This window comes from Bradyrhizobium sp. CFUWI, from assembly GCF_056429085.1.
The window spans coordinates 355,133-381,583 of record NZ_JBWJZE010000001.1 but is presented as its reverse complement, the minus strand read 5'-3'; the positions used below and the strand labels follow the sequence as shown (position 1 = coordinate 381,583).

The window sequence follows — 26,451 nt, the reverse complement described above, 5'->3', positions numbered from 1 at the left end:
TCAGGCTTGCGTCTCGAGCGCGAGCTCCGGCGCATCGTGCGCGGAGGCCAGTTCGGCTCGAGCCGCGTGAGATTCACCCATCGGCGGTCCATTCACCTGTTCTGGATGGATCCTGAACCACGCCACGTACAGCGCCGGCAGAAACAGCAGCGTCAGCAGCGTACCGACGATGATGCCGCCCATCATGGCGTAGGCCATCGGACCCCAGAAGATCTCGCGCGCGATCGGAATGAGCGCGAGGCTTGCGGCGGCGGCCGTCAGCAGGATCGGCCGCATGCGGTGCTCGGTCGCTTCCAGCACCGCATCCCAGGGCGGCCTGCCCTCCTTTTTCAGATCCTCGATCTGCACGATCAGGATCACGGAGTTCCGGACCAGGATGCCGATGAGGGCCAGCACGCCGAGGATGGCGACGAAGCCGAGCGGCGCACCGCTCGGCAGCATCGCCATGACGACGCCGATCAACGCGAGCGGCGCGACCGCGAACACCAGGAACAGGCGCGAAAAGCTCTGCAACTGCACCATTAGCACCGTCGCCATGACGAACAGCATCAGCGGCACGACCGCAATGATAGGCCCCTGGCTTTTGGCACTCTCCTCCACGGAACCGCCGATCTTGATCGAGTAGCCGGCGGGCAAATGCTTGGCGAACTCGGCCACCTTCGGCGTGAGCTGGTCGACGATCGTCTTCGGCTGCGCATCGCTGATGACGCCGGCCATCAGCGTGATGGTGGGAATCCGCGCGCGCCGCCAGATGGTGGGCTGCTCGAGCTCGTAGCGCAGATTGGCAACGGCTCCGAGCGGCACTGATTGGCCGCCGAGCCCGGCCAATTGCAGGTCGCGCAGCGTATCGATCGAAGCGCGCTCCGACGCGGTCGCCCGTCCCGTGACATTGACGAGATAGATGCTGTCACGCACCTGCGTGACCGCCGAGCCCTGAAGCACGGAATTCAGCGTGGTGGCAATGTCTTCCGAAGTCACGCCGAGCTGGCGCGCCTTATCCTGAAGGACGTCGACCTTAACGACGCGCGCAGGCTCCATCCAATCGAACACCACGTTGCCGAGGTCGGGGCTGCTGCGGATGACACCTGCAAGCTTCTGCGAGAGGTTGCGGACCTCTGCGATGTCGGGGCCGCTCAGGCGGTATTGCACCGGACGGCCGACGGGAGGGCCGACCTCAAGCAGCTTGACGTAGGTGTCGGTGCCCGGAAAGGTCTTCCTCAAATAATCCTCGAACTGCGCCTTGACCCGGTCGCGCGCGGGGATGCCGCCCTTGGTCACGATCACCTGCTGGCCGAACCAGGTGTTGGCGGTCTGAAGGTCGAACGACAGCACGAAGCGGGGCGCGCCCGTGCCGACATAGGTGGACCAGTGCTCGACCGAATCGTTGCCCTGCAATTGCTCGCGCTCGAAGCGGGCCATCTGCGCGTTGGTCTCGGTGATCGAGGCGTTCTGGGGCAGGTTCCAGTCGATCACGAGCTCGGCGCGGTCCGACGAGGGAAAGAACTGCTGTTGCACGAACTGCAAGCCGAACAAGGCGAGCAGGAAGGCGCCGACCGTCACGGCGATGGTGCTCCAGCGGTGATGCATGCAGAACAGGAGCAGGCGCGCGAACATCTGCGCCAGGCGACTCTTCTGCTCGTGATGTCCCTTCATCCTGGCCGGCAAGATGGTGACGCCGAGAAGCGGCGTGAACAATACGGCGACGATCCACGAGACGATCAACGACACCGCGATCACCACGAACAAGGTGAAGGTGAACTCGCCTGCGTTGCTGCTGTTGAGCCCGATCGGGATGAAGCCGGCCACGGTGACGAGCGTTCCCGTCAACATCGGGAATGCGGTCGACGTATAGACGTGGGTTGCCGCCTTTTCGAGGGGATCGCCGATCTCGAGCCGCGCCACCATCATCTCGACCGCAATCATGGCATCGTCGACCAGGAGGCCGAGCGCGATGATCAGGGCCCCCAGCGAAATTCGCTGCAGCGAAATGTCGCAATAGGCCATCACGACGAATGTGATCGCGAGCACGAGCGGAATGGCGATGGCGACCACGAGCCCGGCACGCAAGCCCAGACTCAGGAAGCTGATGCCGAGCACGATGATGACGGCCTCGAACAACGCTTCGGTGAACCCGGAAACGGCGTGCTCGACCACGACAGGCTGGTCGGCGACGAGGTGCACCCCGACGCCGATCGGCAGGTCGGCAATGACCTTGGTCATCTCCTCCTTCAGCGCCTCGCCGAACTGAAGCAGATTGGCTCCGGATTTCATGCCGATCGCGAGCGCGATGGCGGGTTGACCGTTGTACCTGAACAGCGTTGACGGCGGATCGACGTAGCCGCGAGTGATGGTCGCGACATCGGTCAGCGGGAAGAAGCGGTCGTTGATGCGAAGATTAACCGCCTTCAGGCTGGCCTCCGAGGCGAACTGGCCGTTCACACGGACGCTGATCCGCTCCGGCCCTTCCTGGAATACGCCGGAGGGCGCCACCGCGTTCTGGCCCTGCAGAGAATTCATGATGGCGTGGACGTCGAGGCCGAGGGCGGCCACCTTTCGGGTGGAGAATTCGAGATAGATGACCTCGTCCTGCGCGCCGAGGATATCGACCTTACCGACGTCGGGCACCGTAAGCACCTTGGCGCGCACGTCCTCGACCCGATCGCGGAGCTGTCGCTGGCTCAAGCCGTCGCTGGTGAAGGCATAGACGTTGCCGAAAACGTCGCCAAAGCGATCGTTGAAGCCGGGGCCGATCACGCCTTGCGGGAAGTCGCCCCTGATGTCCGCGATCATGTTGCGAACGCGCACCCAGGTCGGCTTGACGGCGGCCGCCTTGGTCGAGTCACGCAAATAGACGAAGATGACGGTCTGGCCCGCGACCGTCACGCTCTTGGTGTAGTCGAGGGATTCGAGTTCCTCCAACTTCTTCTCGATGCGGTCGGTGACCTGACGCGTCATCTCCTCAGGCGAGGCGCCGGGCCACTGCGCCTGGATCACCATGGTCTTGATGGTGAAGTCAGGGTCCTCCTGGCGTCCGAGCTGGAGATAGGCAAACAGGCCGGCCGCCATGAAGGCAATCATGAAATACCAGACCAGCGAGCGATGGCCGAGCGCCCAGTCGGATAGGTTGAACGACTTCATTGATCTTGATCCTGTTCGATGCGGACGTGCTGTCCGGGCCTGAGGCTGTGAATTCCGGCGGTGACGACACGGGCGCCCGCGGCAAGCCCGCTGGTGACGCGAATGCCCCCTTGGTCGGCGACGCCCTCGATTTTCTGCAGCGCGACGGTGCCGGCGGACTGATCGACCACCCAGACGAAATCGGCGCCGTCCCTGGCGAGCACCACTGATGCGGGCAGGCGCAAGGCCTCGCTCTGGTCCTTGCCGAGCTTCGCCGTGACGGTCGCGCCGAGGCGGAAGCTTTCGGGCGGGTTGTCGAGCGCGATCCGGACGCGCCGCAGCCGCGTCACCGCATCGGCTTGCGGCGCGATTTCGCGGATTCTGCCCTCGACCTGAACGGCGGGAAGAAGCTGCAGGCTGACGGTGAACGGGAGACCGACTTCGAGGGGGACAGGGAGGTCTTCCCCGATATCGACGACAGCCTCCCGGATGTCCGGCCGCGCGACCGTCACCACAGTCTGTCCGGGCGAGACCACCTGGCCGACTTCCGCGCCGACGGCCGTGACGACGCCCCCGAAATCAGCCTTGATCTTGGCATAGCCAAGCTGCTCAATCGCCTTGGTCAGGCTCGCCTGCTCCTGTGCGACGCCCGCTTCGGCTCCGGCGCGCGCCTGCTCGGCATTGTCCAATGTCTGCCTGGTGGTCGCATCGCTGGTGATGAGCGTGCGTTGCCGATCCTCCGAGGCCTTGGCCGTCGCAAGCTGCGCCTCGGCCTTTGCCAATTGCGCCCGCGCTGCGCGAACGGCGAGATCGAGTGCGGTTGGATCGATCGCGCCAACGACCTGCCCTTCCTGGACGATGTCGCCAACGTAGACCGGACGCGAGGTCAGCCGTCCGAGGACGCGAAAGCCAAGGTTGGTCTTGTAGCGCGGCTCGACCACCCCGACGGCAATTGTGCTGTCACCGCTGATCGGCTTGGCAACGATCGAGAGCACGGGGCGAGCAGGCTCCGGCGCGTGCGCCTCCTTGTCGCAGCCGGCGAGCAACGAGGCCGCCGCGAGCACGCCTGCGATCATCATGACCTGTCGCTTCATGAGCGATCTCCCTCTTCGGCGACCGGCTGGCCGATGCTTAGAAGCTTGCCGCCGTCGACGACGACACGGTCGCCCGGCTCGAGGCCTGCGCTGATCAAGACCTGACCGGCCTCATAGGCACCGACCGCGACGGGCTTCAGCGACGCTGTCTGCGTTTTCGGGTCGACGGCCCAGACGGCGGGCTTCCTCCCCGCGGCCGTCAGCGCGCTCCAAGGCAAGACAATCTCGTTCTGAGTCTTCGCCTTGACCGTCCCGGCGACGGCACTGCCCAGCGTCATCGCGGCCGGTGGATCCTTGATCGATACCTTGACGCGGATCGTGGAGCTCTTCGCGTCGATCACCGGTGAGATCTCTCTCACCTCTCCCGTCGCGGTCACGCTGGGATCGGAGACCAGCGCCAGCGTCACGTGGCGAGCGTCAGTCTGGCCAAGGAAGACGGATTCGTAGACCTCGAAGACCGCATCCCGCGCCCCATCCTGCGCAAGAGAGAACACGGGTTGGGCCGCCGGCACGACCTGGCCAGCCTCGAGATTGCGCGCGGTAATGACGCCATCGGCTTCAGCGCGCAGCACGGTATGGCTGAGCGCATCGCGCGAGCTGCCCAGCTGCGCCTTGGCGGCTTCCAGCACGCCCTCCGCCGTTCGCAGGCCCTCCTCTGCCTGATCGTAGACGGCGCGGGTGGTGAAGCCGCTCGCGATCAGCGCCTTCTGCCGGGCGAAGGTGGCGCTCGCCACGCGCAGCCGAGCTTCGGCGGAGGCCACCGTCGCGATCGCAGCATCGACATCGGCCTGTTGCTCGGCCGGATCGAGCCGGGCCAGGACATCGCCTGTGTTGACGTGAGCACCGACATCCGCCGTGCGTGCAACGACATGGCCGCTGACGCGAAACGCAAGATCGGCACGGAAGCGCGCCTGAACCTCCCCCGTCAACGTGGCGGAGGATTCGCGGTCGCGCGGCTGCACGATCATGGTCCGGACCAGCGTGGCGCGTGTGGCCGTCCGCGCCGCGTGATCATCGCAGCCGGTCAACGCAATGCTCACGAGCAAGGTCGCTGCGGCGAGACCCTTCGCTGCCCGCTGCGTTCGAGCGACGTGGATCGGATCGGAAGGTTGATCTGTCATGACGCGTCCGTATGGTGGGAGGGCGACAACAGCCCGCCAAGCGCATCGGCGGATGGGCGGGGACGGAGCGCAGCGCCATCCGAAGCGGCGGCGGCTCTCGCGCGCCGCGGAACCCTCATCTGGCGCGTTGCGATTGACCAGTTTGCGCCCCGTTCGCGCTCGGTCAGCGGGAAGGAGAGGACAATCGAGGTGAATTCAGCGCCGAAGCCCTGCTCGATGCGGCCGCCAAGGGCCCTCGCGATATCCGTCGCGGTTCGCAATTCGCGGTCGGAAGCCTCGCGCGCCGGACGCGAGCCGTTGTCCAGGATCACGCAGTTTACCAGTGCACCGGTGCGCGTCAGCTTGATCCTGATCTGCCCCGCCCGCGCGTCGAAGCACGCGTGCCTTGCCGCGTGCATCACGAGTTCATGGACGATGAGCCCAAGGTACCAGCAGCGCTCCGGCTTGAGCGCGATGGACTGGGTTGCGAAGGCCAACTGGATATCCATCCGGTCCAGGAGCGCCCGGCGCATGCCAAGGCCCAGCTTGCGAATGTAGGCTGCGGCATGGATCAGCGTTTCGCCCGCCGGCATGGCCAGCGCGCGATGCACGTCGGAATAGCCATGCAGCAGCTCGACGACGTCGCTGAGTGCGCGCTTGGCTTCCGCTCCTTCGACCCGGACAGCGGTGGCGGTCACGACGTCGATGGCGAAGGCAACACCGTGGGCCACTCTGTGATGCAGCTCGCGCAGCAGCACGCCTTCCTGCAATGCACAAGGATCCGGGATCGAGACAGTCACGACATTCTCCTCAGTCGGTCCGGACGATCGGGCTCGAACACCCCAGCTTTGCCTGATCATCCGGGGGCCCTCGCCGGTCCCACAAAGGGACCAGGTCCGGCGACTTAATATACTACACCGTATATTTTCTTTTTCTTGCCTTTCTTCGCGGGCCATGTCAAGTGGAAAGCGACATGCAAAGACCGCGAGGAGGTCCAAGAATGAAGAAGACGAAGCGTGGCAGGCCACCCAAGGGTCTTGCGGGCGATGCGCAGGCGCGCATTCTCGATGCGGCCCAGCAGCTGTTTCTCGAGAAGGGCTACCGTAGCGCCAGCATTGACGACATTTCCGAGCTCGCCCCTGCAAGCAAGCCGACGATTTACGCCCACTTCCCCGGCAAGGAGGCGCTGTTCGCCGCCGTGGTGGCCCGCACCATCGACGGCTTGACGGACTTCGAGGGCTTCTCGCCCGAAGGCCGCTCCATCGAGGACAAATTGATGAGCCTCGGGACCGCCATCGTCGAAAGGGTGGTCGAGGAATCGCTGGGCATGGTGCGCGCGACGATCGCGGAATCGCAGCGGTTCCCCGAGCTGAGCCGCAATGTTCACGATGCAGCGCGCGATCGTTCCCTGGCCGCGGTGTCCCAGCTGCTCGACGACGCCACGCAGAGGCTCGCGCGCTCCCCGAAGGGCCCCTTCAGCGCCAAGCGAAGCCGCGCTACGGCGCAGATCTTTCTCGACCTGATCCTCCTACCGATGCTGTTTCGGTCGCTCGTCGGCGAGACTCCCAAGGACCTGAAGAAGGAACTTCCCGGCTTCGTGCGCGAACGCGTCGGATTCTTCCTCGCCGCCTGCGAGACAGGCTGGCCGCATTAGCGTTGCGGCAACCCCCACCGCGCGTGGCGCGTCGGAGGCGCCCCGCTAGCCGGCAGCCTCGAGCCGCACATGCGATGGCATCCCGGCGTGCAACGACGGGCTGCAAGCCAGAGCGTCCAAACAAAATCTCGACATCTTCTCGAAGCTTGGCCGAAGCGTCGCCGCCCCGGCCCACGACGGATTGAGATGAACATCCATGGCTTGCAGCAGACAACAGGTCAGCGCCATCGGACTACCGCCCCGCAGCTCGCCGCTTGCCTGCCCGGTGCCGATGATCGGCCGCACCAGCCCTCGGATCCTGTCGTCGTAGGCGCGGACGACGGTCCAGTTTTGGCGGACGGCCAAGGCCACCAGATCCTGCAGCCTTCCGTGCTTCGCCGATCGGCCTTCATTGCAGTCGGCGATCGCTTTCAGGATTGTCGCCAAGCGCCGCAATGCCGGCCCGGGGGTACGGGCCGCCTCGGTTGCCGCACTGACCGTTTCCTCGAGCACCTCTCCTACGACTGTCTCTTCAATCGCCTGCTTCGACGGAAAAAAGCGGTAGACGTTGGCTGAGGACATCGACAAGTGCCGCGCGATGTCGGAGACCGTGGTCTTGTTGTGGCCGATCTCGCAATAGAGCTGGAGAGCGGCCAGCACGATCTTGCGACGGGCGTCCGCATTCCCCGTCCTGTGCCCAATTTCCTCGCGCATGCTTCTCACCGCGCCGGGAAGTTCATGAGCTCGCTGCGGCAGGCTTCGCCGAAATCGCGCAACGGATCCATTTCCTCGATGAATTTGGGCAGGTCCACAAACGTGCGATTGGGCGAGAGATACGCCTCGATGATCAGGTGCCCGGTTCGCTCAGCGGCCTGGACGACCTCGTTGCTCGACAAGATCCGCATGCGTCCGACCAGCGTGTAGAAGCCGACCAGCTGGGGGATTTCCGCCCGGTCGTTGATCAGGGCGTCGGCATAGAGCCGTGACGCCTCCTCGATGAAGCTCCGGTACAGCCGCTCGCGCTTCGAGAACGAGCGGGCATGATGACGCTCGCGAAGCCGCCGGCGTCGGCCGAACCACCCACTGACGATGGTCGAGACCGCGCCGAAGGCGGAGCCGCCAAAGGCAGCCAGGGCCGATATGTACATCGCGCTCACGAGATCGCTCCTGTCTCCTGTCGCAGCGCAGATATCAACCAGGACAGAGCCCGGTCACACCCGCCGCAAGGTCACTTGGTTATCTGGTCCTGGCCGAACCGGTGGTCGCACGATCGAACACCGCTTTGCATGCATCGGTCAGATCCGATTTTCTGAGCCGCAGGCAGCCTTCGACTCCCGCCGGATCCGGAATGTAGGCACTGCACAGACGAAAGGCGTCCGACGTGCAAGCTGCCCGCTGCTCCGGTGTGCCCCGGTTCTCCTCGGCAGAAGCTGCAGCGCAACCAAGCACAACCATGGCCGCTGCGAGAACCGCCGGCATCAATCTTGTCATGTCAAATCCCTTCTCTGTTCGAGGCTTGTTTCGTTCAGCTCGACGCTGCCTCGCCGCCTCGATCTGCATTCACGGGTGACGCCCCGTCTTGACTTCGGCCCTGGCGCGTGATTTATATGAACTATACGGTGTATTTTATTAAGGAGGCGGAGAATGTCAACCCTGCTGTTCGCGTTGATGCGCGAAAATCCGTTGCCCGGTCTTGCCGCCGCATCGCTGAACGTCGTTGTCGCCCTGTGCCTCGTGGCCTTGAGCCTGCTGCTTGGCATCACGATCGCGATGATCGCGTGGGCTCATTCGCTCGCCGCGCGCCAGCCCACCCCTGTTCTGCCGGACCGGAGGACGGTCGCATGACGCCGGCCCTGCTGATCGCCCGCAACTGCATCATCTGCTGGGTCAACGTCTGGATCGCGCCGATCGAATGCGCGTTCGACGTGATCGAGTCCGAGCTCGCGCGCAGAGGTATCGCGCCTGACGAGGCCTTCCGCCTCATCCACGCAGCGTGACTGGACGCCCCCTGACATGCCGAACTTCATCGAAGTCTTTGACGCCATCGAAGTGGATTCAATCAGCGGAAAGGCCGTGTGGACCGGTGTCACCGGAACACGAGCGGCGCTTCAACGCGACGGATTCATGATCGCCCCGAACGCCCCAGCCCATTGTCCAGCCAAATGGCTCGACGATCGCGGCTATCTCGACGCCAAGCTCGCGCGCCCGCATTCGCGCCCGTGGAGCCTCTGACGATGAGACAGAGTGACTCCGTTGTCGGGAGCCGCGTGCCGTGAGCCGACGATCCCTGATGTCAATGCACGCGAGCCTATCAACCGCCAGCGCCCTACCCTTGCGCGGCTATTTTCTGTCGGTCGGAGGCGCCCTGCTCTGCTTGCTTTGGGCGACCGGTCTGGTGCTACCGGCGCAACTGCCGGACCGCCTCGCGGAGCCGGATCCTGCGCGGCCTGCGATCCGCATTCATTCCGACGTGAAGGTGCCGGAGCGCGTCGTGATCGATACAAATCAGCTCCCGCCGACACCCGCCGGCAGCGAAGTCGTTGTGGCCGCTTCGCAGCCGGATCGCCTCGTTGCGTCCGGCGCCGTTCAAGAGACGATTACGGCCGCGCCGATCGTTGATGTCAGAAGTCACACTGCACCGGAGATTCAGCTGCGCGACAGCTTCGCGCAATCGGCAGCAGATCAAGCAGTGGCAAGGCCTCGTGCAGTGGCCACGTCGAAGCTGAGGCCCTCTCGGACACGAAGCGCGACACGGCGAACCACCCACTCGAAACCGCATGGCAGGTCGAGCCCCTGCGGCCGGGCAAGCCACGCCCCTTGCGGCGACGCGCTTGCGTTCACTCGCCTTTGGTAGGCGGTCAGTCACAAACCCGAACGAGATTTGTCCAATGTCGATGAAGCATTTGTTTGCCCTGATCGTGTGGTCCGCCACGACCGCCGCGACCGCCGCAACGGCCGACGTCCAGGAAGCGGCGAACACGGAGAGCCGAAGCCCGAGCACACAAAGCGATGCCGAGGCGGCCGCCATTCAACGCGTCCTATCGGAATTCCGCACCACACGCGTCCCGCTCAGCCGGGCGATGGCGATCGCGGAACGTCTGCATGATGGCTCGAAGACGGCCGACATCAACTTCGAGATCGACGGCCCGCCCGTCTACCGCGTTCGCACGATCCGCAACGAGCGCGTGTGGGAGAACGCCATCGACGCAAATACCGGAAGCATCACGGGCAAGGAGATGACGTCGTCGCTGAAGGAACTCGATCGTGAAGACCTCGCCAACATCCTTGCCCTGAAGTGGATCAAGCAGGAATTGTCGGATGCCGTGCAAATCGCCGAGAGAGCGGCGGCAGGCAGCGCGCTGGCCGGTGGACTGATCCGACATGACGGCAGACTCAACTTCGTGATCTTGGTCGCCACCGAGGACCATTTGAAAGAAGTGACGCTCGAGCCGCCCAAAGTCACAAAGCAAGACTCGAGCCGCCATTAACACAAACATCCAATCAGAAATTCAAGAGCACCCGCCATGAACTTCCAGCCCCGATCAGAACTCTCATCCGCACAACGGCAGCTTCCCTTCGATTGCATCGCGCTACTGTTACAAGGCGGCGGTGCGCTTGGCGCGTACCAGGCGGGCGTATACGACGCCCTGGCCGAAGCCAGCATTCATCCCGATTGGGTCGCCGGCATCTCGATTGGAGCCATCAATGCCGCAATCATCGCCGGCAATCCGCCCGAGTCCCGCGTCGACCGCTTGCGCGATTTCTGGACCCAGATCACCTCGACGGCGCCTTGGGACTTGTCCGGAACTCCCTTCATCGAGTGGACGCGGAGCGACAGTACGCGCAACCTCATCAACCAGATGAGCGCCGGTCTTGCGGCCACGTGTGGCGCAACCGGTTTTTTCTCCGCCCGGCCCGTCCTGCCCTGGTTGCAGCCCGGCGGAGCCAGCGATGCGACAAGCATCTATGACACGCGCGCGCTCAAGACCACGCTGGAGCGCCTGGTCGATTTCGATCGGCTCAACAGCGGACTGACGCGCTTCAGCGCCGGCGCGGTCAACGTCCGAACCGGCAATTTCGTCTATTTCGACAACACGACCCATACCATCCGGCCGGAGCACATCATGGCGAGCGGCGCACTGCCGCCGGGCTTTCCGGCGGTGGAGATCGAGGGCGAGCACTATTGGGACGGCGGTCTCGTCTCCAATACGCCGCTGCAATGGGTGATCGAATCGGATGCCCCGCAGGACATCCTGGCGTTTCAGGTCGACCTCTGGAGCGCGCGCGGTCAACTTCCTGCCAACATGGCCGAAGTGATCACAAGGCATAAGGAAATCCAGTATTCCAGCCGCACGCGCGCCAGCACCGACCAGTTCAAGCGAGTGCAGCGCCTGCGGCGCGCGCTCACGGAGCTGCTCGGCCGGCTGCCAGACGATCTCAGCCAGCACGAGGACGTGAAGCTACTCAACACGGCGGTCTCCCGCAACGTCTACAACATCGTCCATCTCATCTATCGTGCGCGCAATCACGAGGGACACTCCAAGGACTACGAGTTCTCGCGGCTTTCGATGCAGGACCATTGGCGCGCGGGCTACCACGACGCTCTGCGCACGCTGCGCCATCCTGAGGTGCTCGCTCGACCTTCGAGTCCCGACGGGGTCTTCACCTTCGATCTCGAACATGACGGCCGCGAGTAGCCTCGACCTCATCCCTGGAGAGAACGCAAATGCGTGAGACTGATGTGAAACAACGGGCCTTCGCCATGCCGCTGACCAGCCCGGCCTATCCGCCCGGACCGTATCGGTTCGTCGATCGCGAGTACCTGATCATCACCTATCGTACCGATCCGGCCAAGCTCCGGGCCGTGGTGCCGGGGCCGCTCGAGATCGACGAGCGCGAAGCTCTCGTCAAATACGAGTTCATCCGCATGCCGGACTCCAACGGCTTCGGCGACTATACGGAAAGCGGACAGGTCATCCCCGTCTCCTTCCGCGGACGCAAGGGCGGCTACACGCACTGCATGTTCCTCAACGACGAAGGTCCCATCGCGGGCGGGCGCGAGCTCTGGGGCTTTCCGAAGAAGCTTGCGCACCCGACCCTGCGGACCGAGATCGACACGCTGATCGGCACGTTGGATTACGGCCCGCTCCGGGTCGCCACGGGAACGATGGGATACAAGCACCGCGAAGCCGATCTGGCGAAGATCAAGGCTGCGCTTAACGAACCGAACTTCCTGCTCAAGATCATCCCGCACGTCGACGGTGGCCCACGCATCTGCGAGCTCGTTCAGTACCATCTCGAGGACATCGTGCTGAAAGGTGCCTGGACCGGACCGGCGGCTTTGGCCCTCACACCACACGCATTGGCGCCGGTTGCCGAGCTGCCGGTTCTGGAAATCGTCTCAGCCACCCACATCCGCGCCGACCTTACACTCGGCCTCGGGACAGTGGTGCATGACTATCTGCAACAGCCGGCGCGTGGCTCGATTCGAGCCGGTGAGCGAGCACTGGTCTTCTGACTTCAACTCCGCGTCGCGACAGCGGCACAGCGCCGATTGTTCGCATGCCATAAGGGAAGTGTACGAGATGGGTATTCTGAACGGCAAGACCGCAGTCGTCACCGGCTCGACCAGCGGCATTGGCCTCGCCTGCGCGCAGGCTTTTGCCGGCGCCGGCGCCAACGTGGTGATCAACGGTATGGGCGAGCCCGCCGAGATCGAGAAGGAGCGGGCCGCCATCGAGGGCGAATTCGGCGTCAAGGCGATCTATTCGCCTGCGGACATGACCAAGCCGCACGAGATTGCCCGGCTCATCGCGCATACCGAAGACGCCTTCGGCGCCGTAGACATCCTGGTCAACAATGCGGGTATCCAGCACGTTTCGCCGATCGAGGACTTCCCCGCCGAGAAGTGGGATGCGATCATCGCGATCAACCTGTCCGCCGCCTTCCATGCCATCCGCGCGGTCGTACCCGGCATGAAGAAGCGCGGCTGGGGCCGCATCATCACCACGGCTTCGGCGCATTCGCTCGTCGCCTCGCCGTTCAAGTCGGCCTATGTCGCGGCAAAGCACGGCATCGCTGGCCTGACCAAGACGGCAGCGTTGGAGCTCGCCCGTTCGAAGATCACATGCAATTGTATCAGCCCCGGCTACGTCTGGACGCCCCTCGTGGAAAAGCAGATCCCAAACACGATGGCAGCCCGTCGCATGCGGAGGGATGAGGTCATCAACGATGTCCTGCTCGCCGCGCAGCCTACCAAGGAGTTCGTCACCGTCCAACAGGTCGCTTCGCTGGCGCTGTTCCTGTGCAGCGACGACGCCGCTCAGATCACGGGCGCCAACCTCTCGATGGATGGCGGCTGGACGGTTGCGTAGCCGTTTTCACCACGCATGTCTTCTCTCAAGGAGGCCGCTCGGTTCAGGACCAACCGCCCCCTCCAGCTCGATCTCGCGGAAGACAACAGCCTGGCCAACGCCCTGCGTGGACACGAGGAAACCTTCAATGCGGATGTGCTGCCCGGCAATGCCGAGCTGATGGCTCCGAGCGACTTCTATGCAACGATTGCGTTCGGGCAATCGCGCGGTCTGAGGCAGACGACCGAGGGTCAAATGGAAAAAAAGGCAAATGTCCTCTCGATTAGCCAAAACGCAGCCACCGCGCCTATCGCGTACGCCGCGACGATATCGAACCGAATGGCAGCCTGCCGAATCAAGGCAGGTTTGAGACCAGTAGTAGCCGCAGTGCGCAACAAGCTGCCCGCCACAAGGACCACGGCTACGAATGCCAATTGTCCAAACTCGACGCCGAGGTTGAAGAACAGCAGAGCAATGGGAATGGCATGGTGAGGCAGTCCCACCTCAGCCAGTGCACCGGCAAAGCCAAAACCGTGTAAGAGCCCAAAGCTGAAGGCGACCAGCCATGGCAGACGCGCCGAAAGACTTGGTTCTCCACGCCGTGCATTCAGGATTTCGACGGCCACCAGCATGATGCTCAGAGCTATGGTGGCTTCCACCGGCGGCCCCGGCACCTTCACGAAACCCAGCGTCGCCGCGGCAAGCGTAATGCTGTGCGCAATGGTGAAGGCCGTAACGGTGATGGCGACGCGGCGCCAGTCGCGAACCAGGATCACCAGCGCCAATACGAACAACAAGTGATCGAAGCCGAACAGAATGTGTTCGACGCCTAGCCGCAGATAAGTCGCCGCCACTTCTCCAGAACCGGGCACGGCTTGAACCACGAACGATGTCTTGGTCGGAGAGAGCCGTTCGGTCTGAATTGCGCCTTCAAGGCTTTCGACCCGAACCAGTACGTCCGTCGCTGTGGCCGACAGGCCCTCAATCGATACCGCCTGTCCGGCCAGTCCTCCATCCCGTCGGATGGTCCGGCGTTCGACATAAGCTCCGTCGCCGAACGACGCGCGGGGCAGCCCTGTGTCTTGCGTGCCCTCGGGCAGTTTGACATAGATCGCGAGCCGCAAGTCTTCCCCTCGCGCGGGAATCTTGAAGCGCAAATCATAGGTGCCGGGACTGGTCTGTCGCATCTCGAGATAGCCCGGCCGAAGCTCGTCGGCTAGCGCGGGGTGCGCCAGGAGTATCGCCACAACCGCAAGGATCAGGCGGAAGCCGTTCATCGGCTGGCGGCCTTTGTCGCCCTTGCCCCAGGCTGTTCAACCACGATTTCGTAGCGGCTCCGAAGCGAGGCATACAGCTTCTGTTCGATCTCCAGACGCCGCGCGTTCGTCCACTCGCGGTGGACGGCCGCCCGGACAGCATCGAGCGGCGGCAAGTTTCCTGGCATCCGCTCACTGATGAAGACGAAATGCTGCCCGAAGCTGGAGGAAATCGGGCCCTGCCAGCGGCCCTTTTCCATGGCCGATATCTGTTTGGCGAAGCTTTCCCCAAATATGCTCGTAAGCTTGGTCGGCGACACGTCTCGAAACTCTTCGCCGAGCAGGAATGCATCCCCGAGTGCCGTCGCGTCTGCGGCTTGGTCGGCTCGCGCCAGAATGCCCGCAAGCTGCTTGCTGTCGCTGTCGATGGTATCGGCGCGCCTCGTGGCGCTGAGGAAGACGTGATGGAAGGCTAGTTGATCCTCGGCTCTGAACCGCTCCGGATTGGACGCGAGATATGCCGCAAGCTCCGCCTCACTGGGTTCGGGTACGGACATCTCGCTCGCGAGAAATTCCATCTTATGCCGCACCCGGCGGCGAATGATGACGTCGTCGCGGTCCAGACCGGCAGCTCTGCCCTCGCGATAGAAGACCTCGTCTCGGATATAATCATCTATCAGGCCGCGCAATTCCTCCTCGTTGGGCGGCCGCCGCCAGGTTCGTACAAAGGCATCGCCCAGGTTGGTGACTTGCGACGCGGAAACCACGATCTTCTCAGGCGCCTCCGCCTCTCGCTTGCCGGCGAGCCCGTAGATCGCGAACAGCGCGGCGCCGAGCGCGAGAAACTGGAGTAAGGGCTCCCGCAGCAGCCGGACAATCAAGGCGTATACCAGATCGGGGAAGTATAGGCCCGTTCGGTGGTCGTCATTCTGACTTCAGCCGGCATGGTGACGCCAAAATATTTCGCATCATAAGCGGTCCAGCGCGGCGTCGGGATTTCGATGACGCGCACATAGTAAAAGGCGCGCAACGCCGGATCGAAATCCGGATCTTTCCAGACCGTGATCATCTCGCCGGCCCCGATCGTGTTGGTCCAGGTCGCGCTCGCGACGTCGACGGTGCTCCCGACAGACGTCTTGCTGCGACCGTCCGCGTCGATCGTGCGGCCGCCCGACACAGCGACGTCGTAGACCCGTTCCTGCGTCCGGCCGTCTTTTCCGAGCCAACCCTTGATGACCTGGATGCGATCCAGATTTGCGCCGATCGGATCCTTCAATGCGGCGACAAGAAACGAGGGCGATTTTCCGTTCGGCGCGCTAGTCAGGTCCCCGCCCATCGGCACACCCTTGGTATAGCCGACGCGGGCCGGCATGCGGTTGTTGGCGTCGGCCGCCTCGAAATCCCATCCGCCGAAGAAGCGGACGACCATCCTCGGACCGGTGGTGGCATAGGTCTCGCGCCGCTTCATGGCGTCGAAGATTGCCTCGCGGGTATTGTCCGCCGCCCATACCGCGGCATAGCCGGCGGCCGTCGTTTCCCAGCCCATGATGATGGCCTTGTCGGTCTTGACGAAAGGATGGGTCGCTCGACCGGCGCTTGGTTCGGAAGAAGATGTCTTGCCGAAATAATTATCCTCCTCAACTGCGGCTAGCCCCGTGTGCGTATCGGTGCTGCCGACCAGACCAAACTTGTAGGGATTTAGGCCAAGCTCGGCTTCCATCTTGAGGCCATTTTTGAGCGCAGAACGGACATACTCAAATTCGAGCATCTCGGGCTTTTTCACTTCGGTCAGATCGAGGTTGCCCTTGTCCCAACGTTCGTAGTTTGCAAACTCATCGTTGGGCGAAAGGAACGGATGGGTCTCGCCGTCGCCTTTCATTTGCGTCGCTTCGTAGAGCGGCTCCCAGCGAGTGCGGTTCTCCGCATATTCACGGTCGATCCGCTTGCCGTTGAACGACTCGATGATCGGAAACATCCGGCCGTTGCTGAGATTGCCGTTGTGCGCAAGGGCAAGAATTTCCGCACCGGTTTTGTCCTCGACCATCGCCATCCACTTCCAGAGATCGCGAGGATTCGGACTGCCGAGCGGCGGCAAGGTGGTGTAGGGCTCAACGAGGCTGGCCTTTGCTCCATTGTCTCGCCAAATAATATTGCGATGGAGATTGTTGCCCCCGGCGTTCGAGGTCCACTCATAGCCGATGAAAGCGGTGAAGCGGCCGGGTTCATTGGCTTCTTCCGCCGCCTTAATCGTTTCGCGCCAGGCGCTGCGATAAGCTGGCGTGCCCGGGGTTGGGAAGCCCTTGGGCATTTGCCCCTTGCCGAAGCTGGTGATGATATCAAGGGCTGCCTGCGCACCCTTTCCGGAATTGATCTCGTCGTACCACTTCCGACCCTGAGGCGTCGCCAGTAGAGCGGCATCGCCGCCAATCAGTTGCGGGAAGAAGCCCATGCCGTCCGAATGGTCAGCTACCACCATGAAATCCAGCGGCCGCGAAAGCTTGGCGCGTTGTCCGCTGGAAGAGATGACTTCCTCGCCCTTGGCAAAGCGATAGGCGTCCTTGGGGCCGAGCCGGGCACCGAACGCGCCCGCGTCCATCGAGTAAGACGTATGCGTGTGCGTATCGCCGAAATAGGGCCGTGTCGGGAAATTGCGACCCGCGTAGGGGGAATAAGGTGGCTTGGCCGAAAAAGCCTTGTCGGCCGTCTCCTTGTCGAGCGTTCCTATGTCAGTGGATTGATCCTCCGCACCGACCGCGGTGACAAATACACACGCCCCGCACATCCCGGCAAATACGGTTGCGGAAAAAGATGACAAACGGCTCATCATGGGCGCCCCTGCAATCGCGGCCAATTATGCCGTTAAATCATCAGAACCCGGCGGACGGCCGGGCCTGCACCTTATGGTCCACGATCCAAACGCAGCGTCTGTGTCACACGGACCTTCTCATTGAATGCCCGCAATGCTGACCTGCAGTCCAAACGGAAGACGACCTGTCAGCGTCGGCCGACTCGATTAACGGGACCACCGCGATTCATGGGTCGCCCAGGGGTCACCGCACGCGCAACCGGTCGAGCTACCAGCCTGACGCCAGGCCTTGCGATGCAGCCGGCCGGATAGCTGATGTATTGGCAGTAGACCACGGCACTGGCCGGCTCAATGCTCGCGACCGTGCAACAAGCGAAAGCCAGTGCTGACAGCGGAATGGAGAGCTTCATTGTTCATCCTCCTTTGGAACACCAAACGGTCCCGTTGAGCGGCCCGCGGCTGATCCAAGTTCAGGGGCAGCCCGCTCAGAGGATTGGGCGATAAGATCACGGTCGAACTGCTACTGGCAATCGTTTTCGACATGCTGGAACAATGTGGCAGTGCACTCGCGGTCCGTGGCGGGGAATTCGCCTGCCACGCGGCCAAACTAGCCGGAGAATGAAGCCAAATATTGAGGCGATTTGGCTATTGCCTGGAGGCACCTCCGGAGCCCCTTGCGGGGGAGTGTTAGGAAGAGGGGTGCCATGCCGGGATTCTCTCGATCAGAACAGCTGCACGTCGCCTCACGCCGGCTTCAGCGAAGCCAGCGCGCTTTCGAGCAGTGCGCGCACCCGCGCGGCATCGCCCGACTTCACCACCGCGGGGTCGAGATAGAGCTCGAGGCCCGGCGCGCGCTCGGTGATGATGCCGCTGTTCTCGGCTGCTCCGTCTGCCAGCGCATCGACCGAATAGGGAATCACCTCGCGGCTGATGCCCTTCATCGTGATCGCCGGCAGAGCGTGGGCGCGAACGATGTCGCTGACGAGCGCGAAGGTCTCGTAGCTCAGCACGATGCCGCCGGGCTCGGCGATCGACTGCAGGCGCGCGGCGAGGTTCGCCTCCGCGCCGATGATGGTGTAGTCCATGCGGTCGGAGCTGCCGAAATTGCCGACATTGCAGTAGCCGGAGTTGATGCCCATGCGCGAGCGGAACGGCTGCTCGATGCCGGACGCCCGCCATTTCGCATTGAGCTCGGCAAGGCGCTGCTGCATGCGCCAGGCCATCTGCAGACAGGCCTGCGCATCGGCGCGATCGCCCCTGGTCTCGGGATCGCCGAAGAAGATCAGCATGGCGTCGCCGATGAACTTGTCGATGGTGCCGCCATATTCGTGGGCGATCGCCGACATCTCGGTGAAATATTCGTTGAGGAGCTGGGTCAGCTGCTCCGGCTGCAGCCGTTCAGCGGTCGCGGTGAAATTCTGGATGTCGGAGAAGAAGATGGTGAGCTTCTTGCGCTCGGTGTGGATGGTGACGTCCTTCTGGCCCGAGAAGATGCTCTTGTAGACCTGCGGCGGGATGTAGCGCGAGATCTTCATCGACAGCGACGCCAGGAAGTCGTTGGCGGATTCGAGCTCCTTGTTCATGTTCTTGATGCGGCGCGCCTGGCGGCGCTGCAACGACAGGAACGCCAGCCCGCTCCCTGCGGCGATCACGAAATAGGCCAAGAGGAACTTGAACGAGAAGATGTTGGCGGCGATCGGCTGCGCGATGATCACCTCCTGGATGCCTCTGACGTCGCCGACCTTCCAGTCCTTCTTCGGGCTCTCGGGATGGCTGTTGTGGCAGCTGACGCAGGCCGGCCCCATCGTAACTGGGGCAACGAGACGGACCTTGTCGTTGAACAGCGAGGTCTCGGTCTCCACGATCTTCTGCTCTGGATCCTTGCGGAGCGCCTCCAGCGCATCCTTCTCGAACTTGTCGAGCTGATGCGGGGCGCGGTTCTGGAACGGGAAGTCCGAGACGAAGCGATAGGTGATGTTCTCCTGCTGCGCGCCGATCACCCGGCCGAGCTCCAGCGACAATGTCGCCGGGATCGGGATTGCGCCCGGAACGGACTCGTAATTGTGCACGACCTTCGTGGTGCCATCAGGGTTCGCCAGCACGCGCCCGACAACGTTGGAGGCGTAATAGCTGCGCACGCTTGATATCACCGAATTGAGATCGAGCGCCTGCCGGCGCAACGCCGTCTTGCTGAGCTCGGTCAGGTCCAGCCACACCGCCAGCGGCAAAGCGAGCAGGAGGAAGGCAATCACGGCCCCGGTGAGGATGCCGCTCTTGCGCTGCTCTTCGGAGATCTCTTGTTTCACGTTGGGACTCCGTGGTGTGCCTTTTTGTCGCGACGGCCGGCATCCGCGACGGAACATGCGGCGCACAGAACCCAGAAAACGCAGGTCCGCGCAACCCCATTTTATGGTGGTCGGGCCAAGCGCCTTTTCGTTTGATCACGGATGCTTAAGATCACCGCCGACCTGCATCCGCCGCGCCGGGAGAGACCCATGACCGAGACCATCCGCATCAAGCGCTTCCAGGCGCGTCCCGTGATCGTGCCGATGAACCTGCCGCTCCAGACCGCGACCGGGGCGGTGGCCAAGGCGCCGCTGGTGCTGATCGACTGCGAGACCGATCAGGGCGCAGTGGGCCATTCCTATCTGTTCTCGCTCACGCCTTCGGCCTTGAAGCCGCTGGCGGCGATGGTCACGGAAATGTCGGACCTGCTCACCGGCGACGAGCTGCTGCCGTTCGAGATCGAACGCAAGCTGAGCCAGCGCTTCACGCTGCTGGGCCTCGCCGGCCTGCAACGCCTGGCGCAATCCGGCATCGACATGGCGGCCTGGGATGCACTGGCGCGCACGCGCGGCCTGCCGCTGGCACGGCTGCTCGGCGGCGCGCCGAAGCCGGTCAGGGCCTATAATTCGAAGGGGCTCGGCATCATGCCGGCGGGCGCCGCCGTCGACGAGGCGCACAAGCTTCTGGCCGAAGGCTTCCGGGCCGCCAAGATCCGCGTCGGCCGGCCCGATGCGCGCGAGGATCTCGCGGTCGTGCGCGCGGTGCGCAAGGCCGTCGGCTACGAGGTCACGTTGATGTGCGACTACAATCAGGCGCTGACGGTGACCGAGGCTATTCGTCGGGGCGAGATGCTCGACGACGAGGGTCTCACCTGGATCGAGGAGCCGATCCGCCACGATGACTATGCCGGCTGCGCCCGGATTGCCGATGCGCTGCATACGCCGATCCAGATCGGCGAGAATTTTGACAGCGCCTTTTCGATGCAGGCGGCGCTGTCGGCGGAAGCGTGCGACTACGTGATGCCTGACGTCCAGCGCATCGGCGGCGTCACCGGCTGGCTGCGCGCTGCGTCGCTCGCCCATGCCGCCGGCATCGAGATGTCCTCGCATCTGTTCTCGGAAGTCAGCGCGCACCTGCTCTGCGTGACACCGACCGCGCACTGGCTGGAATATGTCGACTGGGCTGATGCCGTGCTTTCGACGCGACTGCAAATCAAGGACGGCTTTGCGCTGCCGAGCGAGCAGCCCGGCAACGGGATCGCATGGGACGAGGCGGCGGTGAAGAAGTATCGAGCGGAGTGACCACGGGCACAGCTTCGTTATCGAGACGTTGACGACGTGCGGTTGACAAGCACGAGCCTCTCAAGCAGAATTTTGGCGGGTAGATACCGCCTGCCGCTTGCGCCCTTCGGGGTATGGTGAAGTGTATCGGACCGCCGCCCGCTTCCTTTGCTCACGCGAACGGGTCAGTAACGCAAGCCCTGACATTCTCCGTTCATATTGCAAAGGAACAGAGTATGCGCGATTTCCGCGACGCCAAAGCCATGGCGCAGACGCTCCGCGAAACCCTCAACGCCCGGTCAATCTCCCTTACGGTCAGTGAGAGTCTCGAGCTCGTCGCAAGACTATTCGGGTTGGCCGATTGGAATGTCCTGGCCGCTCGAATCCGCTCCGCGGAGCAAGCCGGTGCGGGCCGGAGCAACGAGGAAAGCACGAAGTCCGATGCTGCGGATCAACTCCGCTCACAGGCCAAAGAAATTCAGTTGCCGCAGGCGATGCTGGATCGTTATGGCGGAACCTACCAATTCCATGGCGCCGTCTTCACCGTGACGCGTGAACAGGACCACCTCTCCGGACGGCTCAGCGGCCAAAGCTCAGTCCCCTATTACCCGGTCGGCGAAACGGAATTCGTCGGACGGGAGATCGATGTCACGCTACGGTTTATCCTCGGACCGGATGGGGTGCCGACCGGCGTGATCCTGCGCCAGCACGGCAACGATCACGCGATGCAACGCATCGACGCGACCGCGGCGCAAGAGCTCGAGCGCGCGATCGAGAGGCGCATGAGCGCCCGCTCCGCCAATCCCGGGACCGAGGCCGCGTTGCGCCGTCTCATCGAAAGCATCGCATCGGGCCAGCCCAATTATGGCGAGATGAGCGCGGATCTGGCCGAGGCGACCCGCAAGCAATTGCCGCGCCTGCAGCCCGGTCTTGCGGAAATGGGCCCGATCAAGTCGATCGAATTCCTTGGCGTTGGCGCGCAAGGACAGGACGTTTACTCGGTCTGGCACCAGGGTGGCGCAGCCTCGCACTGGCACATCGCGCTTGGGACCGATGGCAAGATCGTCTCGGCGTTCGTCACGCCGGGACCATAGGCGCAGTCAGGCTACCACGCTTCCGCGCCCGGAATTTTCTTCCGCACCGCCATCCGCTGGATCCAGATGCAGCGACGGACGGACTTGCCGGATCGGCCGACGGCGGATATCCCCTCGCCGGCCTGAAGCAGCGGCGCCACGTTTTCGCGCAAGCTCCGGCAGCGCTGGAGTTCGGCTTGCCAGTCGACGGCGGCGTCGGCGCGCGACGCAATCAGCGCCAGCATCGCCATCGCGAGACCGATCGTCGTCCGCATCGCTCGCATTCCCTTCATCGCGATCCGCCCGCATCGCGCTTGTAACGGAAGTCGCAATGAGGCGCGCCCTGCATGATGGTCTGCGTCCGGGTGAGCTTGATGTCGGGACCGAACCCTTCCGCAGTCGCAAAGTCGGCCGTGCAGACCAGCAGGAAGCCGAGTTCCGGTTCGCCGAGAGCCTTGTAGAACTCGGCATAGGCGCACCGCGTCACGTCGAAGGCGAATGCGTCATGCGTCTGCTCGATGACGTCGTAGGCAAGCGCGTCGTCGCGGGCGTAGGTCCTGAAGGCCGAGGACACGGCCCTGCCAAGGTCGCTCTCGTTCTTCGCCTTCCAGAATTCCTCGCCGAAGCCGCGATAGAGGTCGCCAAGCGCCTTGCGCACCAGCGTGTTGGCGCGGGCTTCGCCGAGTTCGGCCTGGAGCGCCTTGACCAGCGGCACCAACACCTGCGCCTGGATTTTTGCTTGCTCGATCACGGATATGCTCATGGGCGGCCCCGTTCTTGAAGCGAGCGTAGCCCGAATGGAGCGACTTGTCCGCCGGAGCTCGAAGAGCGAAAGCGGAAGCGCGATCCGGGACGGCATGGGGACAGACTGCGGATGACGCGGAGCTCGATTCGGGTTGGGCGCCGTTCCGGAGAAACCGAGCAAGACGCCTCAGTCCGTCCACGCTCTGCGAGCTACGCCGGACATGCTGAAAGGAGTGGATCGCGGCTTGCCCAGCCGAAGCTCGCGGCGCCAGCCCGCCTTCACCTTTGGGCTTCGGCGCGGCATCCTTCTCTCGCTTCGCGAGCGAAGGATGGTGGGCACGACAGGGATCGAACCTGTGACCCCTACCATGTCAAGGTAGTGCTCTCCCGCTGAGCTACGTGCCCTAAAAGTCCATTTGGGTCGGGTGGGGTCCCTATAACGGCTCAGGGGACCCGGCGCAAGGACGGAACGGGGCCGATTTAGGCCGCCAGCATCTTGTTCACTTCGCTGACCAATTCGCGCAGGTGCACGGGCTTGGACAGCACTTTGGCATTCTTGGGGGCGTCCGAATCCGAGTTCAGGGCGACCGCGGCAAAGCCGGTGATGAACATGATCTTGATGTCAGGATCGAGTTCCGAGGCCCGGCGGGCGAGCTCGATGCCGTCCATCTCCGGCATCACGATGTCGGTGAGCAGCATCTCGAACGGCTCTTCCCGCAGGCGCTGATAGGCGGCCATGCCGTTGTCATGGGACGAGACCTGAAAACCGGCGTTTTCCAGCGCCTTGACCAGGAAACGGCGCATGTCGTTGTCGTCTTCGGCGAGCAGGATCTTTGGCATGGCAGGAATCGTTGCATCCCCAGAGGATATCAGCAGAGGTCACTAAGCCCGACAGAGGGTAAATTTGGGGTGAAAATCTTTACCCTAGGCCGGCTGCGCTGCCGCACCGTTGTGAACCGGAAAGCGGCTCGAATCAATCGAGCCGCGCGGGCGCATCCCCGCTTCCGTGCCCGCACGGTTAAGACGTGTTCCAATGGACCGAGACATCTTTTCGCTTGGCAGAATGGTTGCGATTCCGGACAATGACGACACATAAGAGCCGCATCCATCGGCCGAATCAATGCGGTCTGGCCCCCTGCCAGATCCCGGCGCGAAGGGACGAAGCCTGAGAAGATGACCCGGTTTGACGGCGAGACGTCGCCAGCCTTCGAGATCGTCGAGCCCGCACAATGGCGCGCGCCGGTCATCTTCAACTCGCCCCATTCCGGCTCGACCTATCCTGACGAATTCCTGGCGGCGTCAAGGATCGACCTGCTGACGCTGCGGCGGTCCGAAGATTCCTTCATGGACGAGCTGATCGGCCACTTGAGCGAGCGCGGCTTTCCGACCGTGAGGGTCAACTTTCCCCGCTCCTATGTCGACGTCAATCGCGAGCCCTATGAGCTCGACCCGCGCATGTTCACCGGCCGCCTGCCGAGCTTCGCAAACACCCGCTCGATGCGGGTCGCCGGCGGCCTCGGTACCATTCCGCGCGTGGTCGGCGACGGCCAGGAGATCTACCGTGACCGCATCCTGGTCGACGACGCGCTGGGGCGGATCGAGACGCTGTACAAGCCTTACCATCGCGCGCTGCGCCGGCTGATCAACAAGGTGCACCAGATGTTCGGCACCGTGGTGCTGGTCGACTGCCACTCGATGCCGTCGGTCGGCGTGTCCCGCGACGAGCCGCGCCGGCCCGATGTCGTGATCGGCGACCGCTACGGCACGAGCTGCACGCCGCTTCTGCCCGACCGGGTCGAGGAGACCATGACCGGACTCGGCTATTCGATCGGCCGCAACAAGCCCTATGCCGGCGGCTTCATCACCGAGCATTACGGCAATCCGGCGAGCGGCCTGCATGCGGTGCAGCTCGAGCTCAACCGCGCAATCTATATGGACGAGCGGCGGCGCGAGCGCGGTCCACGCTTTGCGCAAGTGGCGACCGATTTCGGCGTTCTCGCCGACGTGCTGGCGACCACGATTCCGTTCGGCGATCTCGGCCCATTCCAGGCGGCGGCGGAATAGGCGCCGGCTTCTTTCTCGAATGATATTCTGAGCGCGAGCGCGGTTTCGCTTCGCAAGCTTGCGCGCCCTAAAACGAAAACGCGGCGGCAAGAAAAAAGGGCCGCTCGCGAATGACGCAAGCGGCCCAAGTCTAGGGAGGAAACGCCCAAGGAGGGCAGCGGTAACGCCAAGCGCTACCGCACCGCAACAATATGCGACCGCGCCGCACAAAGTGCAAGGGCTTTTGCTCCATTTCCCATGCAAAATGCACATGGCTCAGTTGCTTCCATGGAAGCCCAGATTCAGTTTCTTTGATAAGGAAATTCAATGGGTTGATAGATGTTTGCATACGAACAAGGCAACCTCGGAACTAAGTTTTCAACGCAATGATCGATATTTGGCCAGGAGATGACTGAGAGGCGGCAGTCCGTTTCGGCATCCAAAATACCAGGGTGCAAATCAACACAGCGCTGCCCGCGGGAGGCGAATTGAGCTAGGCAGGAGGCGAGCTTCATCCAACTTTCGCTTTTGAGGATTTGGCCTGTGACGGTGATCGACTTCTCCGCCTTCATCGGACGGCTCGCCACCGCCTCCGGCGAAACCATCCTGCCGTTCTTCCGCACCTCGCTGTCGATCGACGACAAGAGCAAGACCAAGGACTTCGACCCGGTCACCGAAGCCGATCGCGCCGCAGAGGCGGTGATGCGCCGGCTGATCAAGGCCAACTTCCCCCAGCACGGCATCGTCGGTGAGGAATTCGGTAACGAGCGCGAGGACGCCGACTATGTCTGGGTGCTCGACCCCATCGACGGCACCAAATCCTTCATCGGCGGCTTTCCGATCTGGGGGACGCTGATCGCGCTGCTGCACAAGGGCACGCCGGTGTTCGGCATGATGCACCAACCCTTCATCGGCGAGCGTTTCTCCGGCGACAACGGCTCGGCCAATTACAAGGGCCCCTCCGGCGAGCGCCGGCTCCAGGTCCGCCGCTGCGCCTCGCTCGCGGAAGCCACGACCTACACCACGAGCCCCCTGCTGATGAACGAACGCGATCGCGCCATTTTCGGCCGCATCGAAAAGGGCGCACGGCTGTCGCGCTATGGCGGCGATTGCTACTCCTATTGCATGCTGGCCGCAGGCCACGTCGACCTCGTGGTCGAGACCGAGCTGAAGCCGTACGATATCGCGGCGCTGATCCCGATCGTGACCGGCGCCGGCGGCGTCGTCACCACCTGGGAAGGCAAGCCGGCCCAGGGCGGCGGCCGTATCATCGCGGCCGGCGACGCCAGGGTTCACGAAGAAGCGCTGAAGCTTCTCAACCAGTGACAGACGCGAGCGGGAGGCTTGCATGACGATCTCACGCAGGCTTCTCCTTGGTTTATTCCTGTTGCTGCCGTCAGCGGCGCGGCGCAGAATTTACCCGCAAGACCGATCAAGCTGATCGTGCCGTTCCCGGCCGGCGGTCCCAACGACATCATCGCGCGCGTGATCGGCCAGCGCATGTCGGAGCTCTCGGGCCAGCCGGTCGTGATCGACAATCGCGGCGGCCAGGGCGAAGGTGATCAAGACGCCGGCGTGGAGACGGCGAAGTAACTCTTTAACCTTCCCTTGAGGGCAAGAACCGACCTCTCACAACGCAACAGGTGCGTTCCCTCCCCCCCTTGCG

At 63.3% G+C, this 26,451-nt stretch carries 25 protein-coding genes, 1 tRNA gene and 1 pseudogene; 13 read left to right on the top strand and 14 right to left on the bottom strand.

Features of this window, described 5'->3' with window-relative positions; translation table 11 throughout:
• The 4 genes from AC066S_RS01810 to AC066S_RS01795 all read right to left on the bottom strand — a co-directional run bounded on the left by AC066S_RS01810 (nucleotide 1) and on the right by AC066S_RS01795 (nucleotide 6,111).
• Entirely contained in the window at nucleotides 1–3,138 is a 3,138-nt protein-coding gene (locus AC066S_RS01810; RefSeq protein ID WP_478268764.1) for an efflux RND transporter permease subunit, read from the bottom strand.
• Entirely contained in the window at nucleotides 3,135–4,211 is a 1,077-nt protein-coding gene (locus AC066S_RS01805) for an efflux RND transporter periplasmic adaptor subunit (protein ID WP_478268763.1), read from the bottom strand. Before AC066S_RS01805 ends, AC066S_RS01810 begins: the two co-directional genes overlap by 4 nt.
• On the bottom strand, nucleotides 4,208–5,179 hold the full coding sequence (locus AC066S_RS01800) for an efflux RND transporter periplasmic adaptor subunit (protein WP_478268762.1): 972 nt from the start codon (nucleotides 5,177–5,179) through the stop codon (nucleotides 4,208–4,210). The genes AC066S_RS01805 and AC066S_RS01800 overlap by 4 nt, the downstream gene beginning before the upstream one ends.
• A gap of 149 nt (nucleotides 5,180–5,328) precedes the next feature.
• A complete protein-coding gene (locus AC066S_RS01795) occupies nucleotides 5,329–6,111 on the bottom strand; it encodes an ATP-binding protein (protein WP_235884792.1) in 783 nt (260 codons plus the stop codon).
• Nucleotides 6,112–6,311: 200 nt separating this feature from the next.
• Between AC066S_RS01795 and AC066S_RS01790 the strand changes: the two genes are divergently transcribed.
• Complete coding sequence (locus AC066S_RS01790; RefSeq protein ID WP_126259481.1) at nucleotides 6,312–6,965, top strand: TetR/AcrR family transcriptional regulator; 654 nt, start codon at nucleotides 6,312–6,314, stop codon at nucleotides 6,963–6,965.
• Nucleotides 6,966–7,010: 45 nt separating this feature from the next.
• On the opposite strand, the gene AC066S_RS01785 is transcribed toward AC066S_RS01790, so the two are convergent.
• On the bottom strand, nucleotides 7,011–7,658 hold the full coding sequence (locus AC066S_RS01785) for a TetR/AcrR family transcriptional regulator (RefSeq protein WP_135166137.1): 648 nt from the start codon (nucleotides 7,656–7,658) through the stop codon (nucleotides 7,011–7,013).
• Between the two features lie 5 nt (nucleotides 7,659–7,663).
• Nucleotides 7,664–8,092, bottom strand: a complete 429-nt coding sequence (locus tag AC066S_RS01780; RefSeq protein WP_478268941.1) for a hypothetical protein — start codon at nucleotides 8,090–8,092, stop codon at nucleotides 7,664–7,666.
• A 496-nt stretch (nucleotides 8,093–8,588) separates the two neighbouring features.
• On the opposite strand from AC066S_RS01780, the gene AC066S_RS01775 reads away from it, so the two are divergent.
• From AC066S_RS01775 to AC066S_RS01745, 7 genes are all read left to right on the top strand, one after another.
• Entirely contained in the window at nucleotides 8,589–8,789 is a 201-nt protein-coding gene (locus AC066S_RS01775) for a hypothetical protein (protein WP_135166140.1), read from the top strand.
• On the top strand, nucleotides 8,786–8,941 hold the full coding sequence (locus AC066S_RS01770; protein WP_167767602.1) for a hypothetical protein: 156 nt from the start codon (nucleotides 8,786–8,788) through the stop codon (nucleotides 8,939–8,941). Before AC066S_RS01775 ends, AC066S_RS01770 begins: the two co-directional genes overlap by 4 nt.
• A gap of 16 nt (nucleotides 8,942–8,957) precedes the next feature.
• Nucleotides 8,958–9,176, top strand: coding sequence for a hypothetical protein (locus AC066S_RS01765; protein ID WP_164718831.1), 219 nt, complete (start codon nucleotides 8,958–8,960; stop codon nucleotides 9,174–9,176).
• Between the two features lie 599 nt (nucleotides 9,177–9,775).
• Nucleotides 9,776–10,432, top strand: a complete 657-nt coding sequence (locus tag AC066S_RS01760) for a PepSY domain-containing protein (protein ID WP_478268761.1) — start codon at nucleotides 9,776–9,778, stop codon at nucleotides 10,430–10,432.
• 36 nt (nucleotides 10,433–10,468) lie between these two features.
• Nucleotides 10,469–11,641 (top strand): DUF3734 domain-containing protein, encoded by a 1,173-nt coding sequence (locus tag AC066S_RS01755; RefSeq protein WP_135170232.1) that lies wholly within the window; start codon nucleotides 10,469–10,471, stop codon nucleotides 11,639–11,641.
• A gap of 29 nt (nucleotides 11,642–11,670) precedes the next feature.
• Nucleotides 11,671–12,462, top strand: a complete 792-nt coding sequence (locus tag AC066S_RS01750) for an acetoacetate decarboxylase (protein WP_126259474.1) — start codon at nucleotides 11,671–11,673, stop codon at nucleotides 12,460–12,462.
• 67 nt (nucleotides 12,463–12,529) lie between these two features.
• The gene (locus tag AC066S_RS01745; protein WP_135170231.1) at nucleotides 12,530–13,318 is read left to right on the top strand and encodes a 3-hydroxybutyrate dehydrogenase; all 789 of its coding nucleotides are present in this window, start codon (nucleotides 12,530–12,532) and stop codon (nucleotides 13,316–13,318) included.
• Between the two features lie 230 nt (nucleotides 13,319–13,548).
• Here AC066S_RS01745 and AC066S_RS01740 read toward each other — a convergent pair whose 3' ends face one another.
• From AC066S_RS01740 to AC066S_RS01725, 4 genes are all read right to left on the bottom strand, one after another.
• Nucleotides 13,549–14,574 (bottom strand): HupE/UreJ family protein, encoded by a 1,026-nt coding sequence (locus tag AC066S_RS01740; protein ID WP_135170230.1) that lies wholly within the window; start codon nucleotides 14,572–14,574, stop codon nucleotides 13,549–13,551.
• Nucleotides 14,571–15,434 (bottom strand): peptidyl-prolyl cis-trans isomerase, encoded by an 864-nt coding sequence (locus tag AC066S_RS01735; RefSeq protein WP_126259471.1) that lies wholly within the window; start codon nucleotides 15,432–15,434, stop codon nucleotides 14,571–14,573. The genes AC066S_RS01740 and AC066S_RS01735 overlap by 4 nt, the downstream gene beginning before the upstream one ends.
• Nucleotides 15,431–17,335 carry a DUF3604 domain-containing protein gene (locus AC066S_RS01730; protein ID WP_478268940.1) on the bottom strand — a complete coding sequence of 635 codons (1,905 nt, stop codon included), beginning with the start codon at nucleotides 17,333–17,335 and terminating at the stop codon, nucleotides 15,431–15,433. Before AC066S_RS01730 ends, AC066S_RS01735 begins: the two co-directional genes overlap by 4 nt.
• 767 nt (nucleotides 17,336–18,102) lie before the next feature.
• The gene (locus AC066S_RS01725; protein WP_478268760.1) at nucleotides 18,103–19,665 is read right to left on the bottom strand and encodes an adenylate/guanylate cyclase domain-containing protein; all 1,563 of its coding nucleotides are present in this window, start codon (nucleotides 19,663–19,665) and stop codon (nucleotides 18,103–18,105) included.
• A gap of 189 nt (nucleotides 19,666–19,854) precedes the next feature.
• On the opposite strand from AC066S_RS01725, the gene AC066S_RS01720 reads away from it, so the two are divergent.
• Nucleotides 19,855–20,946 carry an enolase C-terminal domain-like protein gene (locus AC066S_RS01720; RefSeq protein ID WP_478268759.1) on the top strand — a complete coding sequence of 364 codons (1,092 nt, stop codon included), beginning with the start codon at nucleotides 19,855–19,857 and terminating at the stop codon, nucleotides 20,944–20,946.
• A 215-nt stretch (nucleotides 20,947–21,161) separates the two neighbouring features.
• Complete coding sequence (locus AC066S_RS01715) at nucleotides 21,162–22,019, top strand: glyoxalase superfamily protein (RefSeq protein WP_126259467.1); 858 nt, start codon at nucleotides 21,162–21,164, stop codon at nucleotides 22,017–22,019.
• 11 nt (nucleotides 22,020–22,030) lie between these two features.
• Here AC066S_RS01715 and AC066S_RS01710 read toward each other — a convergent pair whose 3' ends face one another.
• The 4 genes from AC066S_RS01710 to cpdR all read right to left on the bottom strand — a co-directional run bounded on the left by AC066S_RS01710 (nucleotide 22,031) and on the right by cpdR (nucleotide 23,582).
• Nucleotides 22,031–22,273, bottom strand: coding sequence for a hypothetical protein (locus AC066S_RS01710; RefSeq protein WP_235885146.1), 243 nt, complete (start codon nucleotides 22,271–22,273; stop codon nucleotides 22,031–22,033).
• A 14-nt stretch (nucleotides 22,274–22,287) separates the two neighbouring features.
• A complete protein-coding gene (locus AC066S_RS01705; protein WP_135170225.1) occupies nucleotides 22,288–22,761 on the bottom strand; it encodes an L-2-amino-thiazoline-4-carboxylic acid hydrolase in 474 nt (157 codons plus the stop codon).
• A 311-nt stretch (nucleotides 22,762–23,072) separates the two neighbouring features.
• A tRNA-Val gene (locus AC066S_RS01700) sits at nucleotides 23,073–23,147 on the bottom strand.
• 75 nt (nucleotides 23,148–23,222) lie between these two features.
• Nucleotides 23,223–23,582, bottom strand: coding sequence for a cell cycle two-component system response regulator CpdR (cpdR, locus tag AC066S_RS01695; RefSeq protein WP_007597092.1), 360 nt, complete (start codon nucleotides 23,580–23,582; stop codon nucleotides 23,223–23,225).
• A 333-nt stretch (nucleotides 23,583–23,915) separates the two neighbouring features.
• Between cpdR and AC066S_RS01690 the strand changes: the two genes are divergently transcribed.
• The 3 genes and pseudogenes from AC066S_RS01690 to AC066S_RS01680 form a co-directional block, all read left to right on the top strand.
• Nucleotides 23,916–24,806, top strand: coding sequence for an N-formylglutamate amidohydrolase (locus AC066S_RS01690; protein ID WP_126259464.1), 891 nt, complete (start codon nucleotides 23,916–23,918; stop codon nucleotides 24,804–24,806).
• A gap of 522 nt (nucleotides 24,807–25,328) precedes the next feature.
• On the top strand, nucleotides 25,329–26,111 hold the full coding sequence (gene hisN, locus AC066S_RS01685) for a histidinol-phosphatase (protein WP_126259463.1): 783 nt from the start codon (nucleotides 25,329–25,331) through the stop codon (nucleotides 26,109–26,111).
• A 22-nt stretch (nucleotides 26,112–26,133) separates the two neighbouring features.
• Nucleotides 26,134–26,339 (top strand): annotated as a pseudogene (locus AC066S_RS01680) (tripartite tricarboxylate transporter substrate binding protein); the annotation flags it as partial.
• Between the last annotated feature and the right edge of the window lie 112 nt (nucleotides 26,340–26,451).

Coding starts and splice junctions, on each gene's coding strand:
- AC066S_RS01810 (WP_478268764.1), bottom strand. CDS start 3,138: ATGAAGTCGTTCAACCTATCCGACTGGGCGCTCGGCCATCGCTCGCTG.
- AC066S_RS01805 (WP_478268763.1), bottom strand. CDS start 4,211: ATGAAGCGACAGGTCATGATGATCGCAGGCGTGCTCGCGGCGGCCTCG.
- AC066S_RS01800 (WP_478268762.1), bottom strand. CDS start 5,179: ATGATCGTGCAGCCGCGCGACCGCGAATCCTCCGCCACGTTGACGGGG.
- AC066S_RS01790 (WP_126259481.1), top strand. CDS start 6,312: ATGAAGAAGACGAAGCGTGGCAGGCCACCCAAGGGTCTTGCGGGCGAT.
- AC066S_RS01785 (WP_135166137.1), bottom strand. CDS start 7,658: ATGCGCGAGGAAATTGGGCACAGGACGGGGAATGCGGACGCCCGTCGC.
- AC066S_RS01780 (WP_478268941.1), bottom strand. CDS start 8,092: ATGTACATATCGGCCCTGGCTGCCTTTGGCGGCTCCGCCTTCGGCGCG.
- AC066S_RS01775 (WP_135166140.1), top strand. CDS start 8,589: ATGTCAACCCTGCTGTTCGCGTTGATGCGCGAAAATCCGTTGCCCGGT.
- AC066S_RS01770 (WP_167767602.1), top strand. CDS start 8,786: ATGACGCCGGCCCTGCTGATCGCCCGCAACTGCATCATCTGCTGGGTC.
- AC066S_RS01765 (WP_164718831.1), top strand. CDS start 8,958: ATGCCGAACTTCATCGAAGTCTTTGACGCCATCGAAGTGGATTCAATC.
- AC066S_RS01755 (WP_135170232.1), top strand. CDS start 10,469: ATGAACTTCCAGCCCCGATCAGAACTCTCATCCGCACAACGGCAGCTT.
- AC066S_RS01750 (WP_126259474.1), top strand. CDS start 11,671: ATGCGTGAGACTGATGTGAAACAACGGGCCTTCGCCATGCCGCTGACC.
- AC066S_RS01745 (WP_135170231.1), top strand. CDS start 12,530: ATGGGTATTCTGAACGGCAAGACCGCAGTCGTCACCGGCTCGACCAGC.
- AC066S_RS01740 (WP_135170230.1), bottom strand. CDS start 14,574: ATGAACGGCTTCCGCCTGATCCTTGCGGTTGTGGCGATACTCCTGGCG.
- AC066S_RS01730 (WP_478268940.1), bottom strand. CDS start 17,335: ATGTGCGGGGCGTGTGTATTTGTCACCGCGGTCGGTGCGGAGGATCAA.
- AC066S_RS01720 (WP_478268759.1), top strand. CDS start 19,855: ATGACCGAGACCATCCGCATCAAGCGCTTCCAGGCGCGTCCCGTGATC.
- AC066S_RS01715 (WP_126259467.1), top strand. CDS start 21,162: ATGCGCGATTTCCGCGACGCCAAAGCCATGGCGCAGACGCTCCGCGAA.
- AC066S_RS01710 (WP_235885146.1), bottom strand. CDS start 22,273: ATGCGGACGACGATCGGTCTCGCGATGGCGATGCTGGCGCTGATTGCG.
- AC066S_RS01705 (WP_135170225.1), bottom strand. CDS start 22,761: ATGAGCATATCCGTGATCGAGCAAGCAAAAATCCAGGCGCAGGTGTTG.
- cpdR (WP_007597092.1), bottom strand. CDS start 23,582: ATGCCAAAGATCCTGCTCGCCGAAGACGACAACGACATGCGCCGTTTC.
- AC066S_RS01690 (WP_126259464.1), top strand. CDS start 23,916: ATGACCCGGTTTGACGGCGAGACGTCGCCAGCCTTCGAGATCGTCGAG.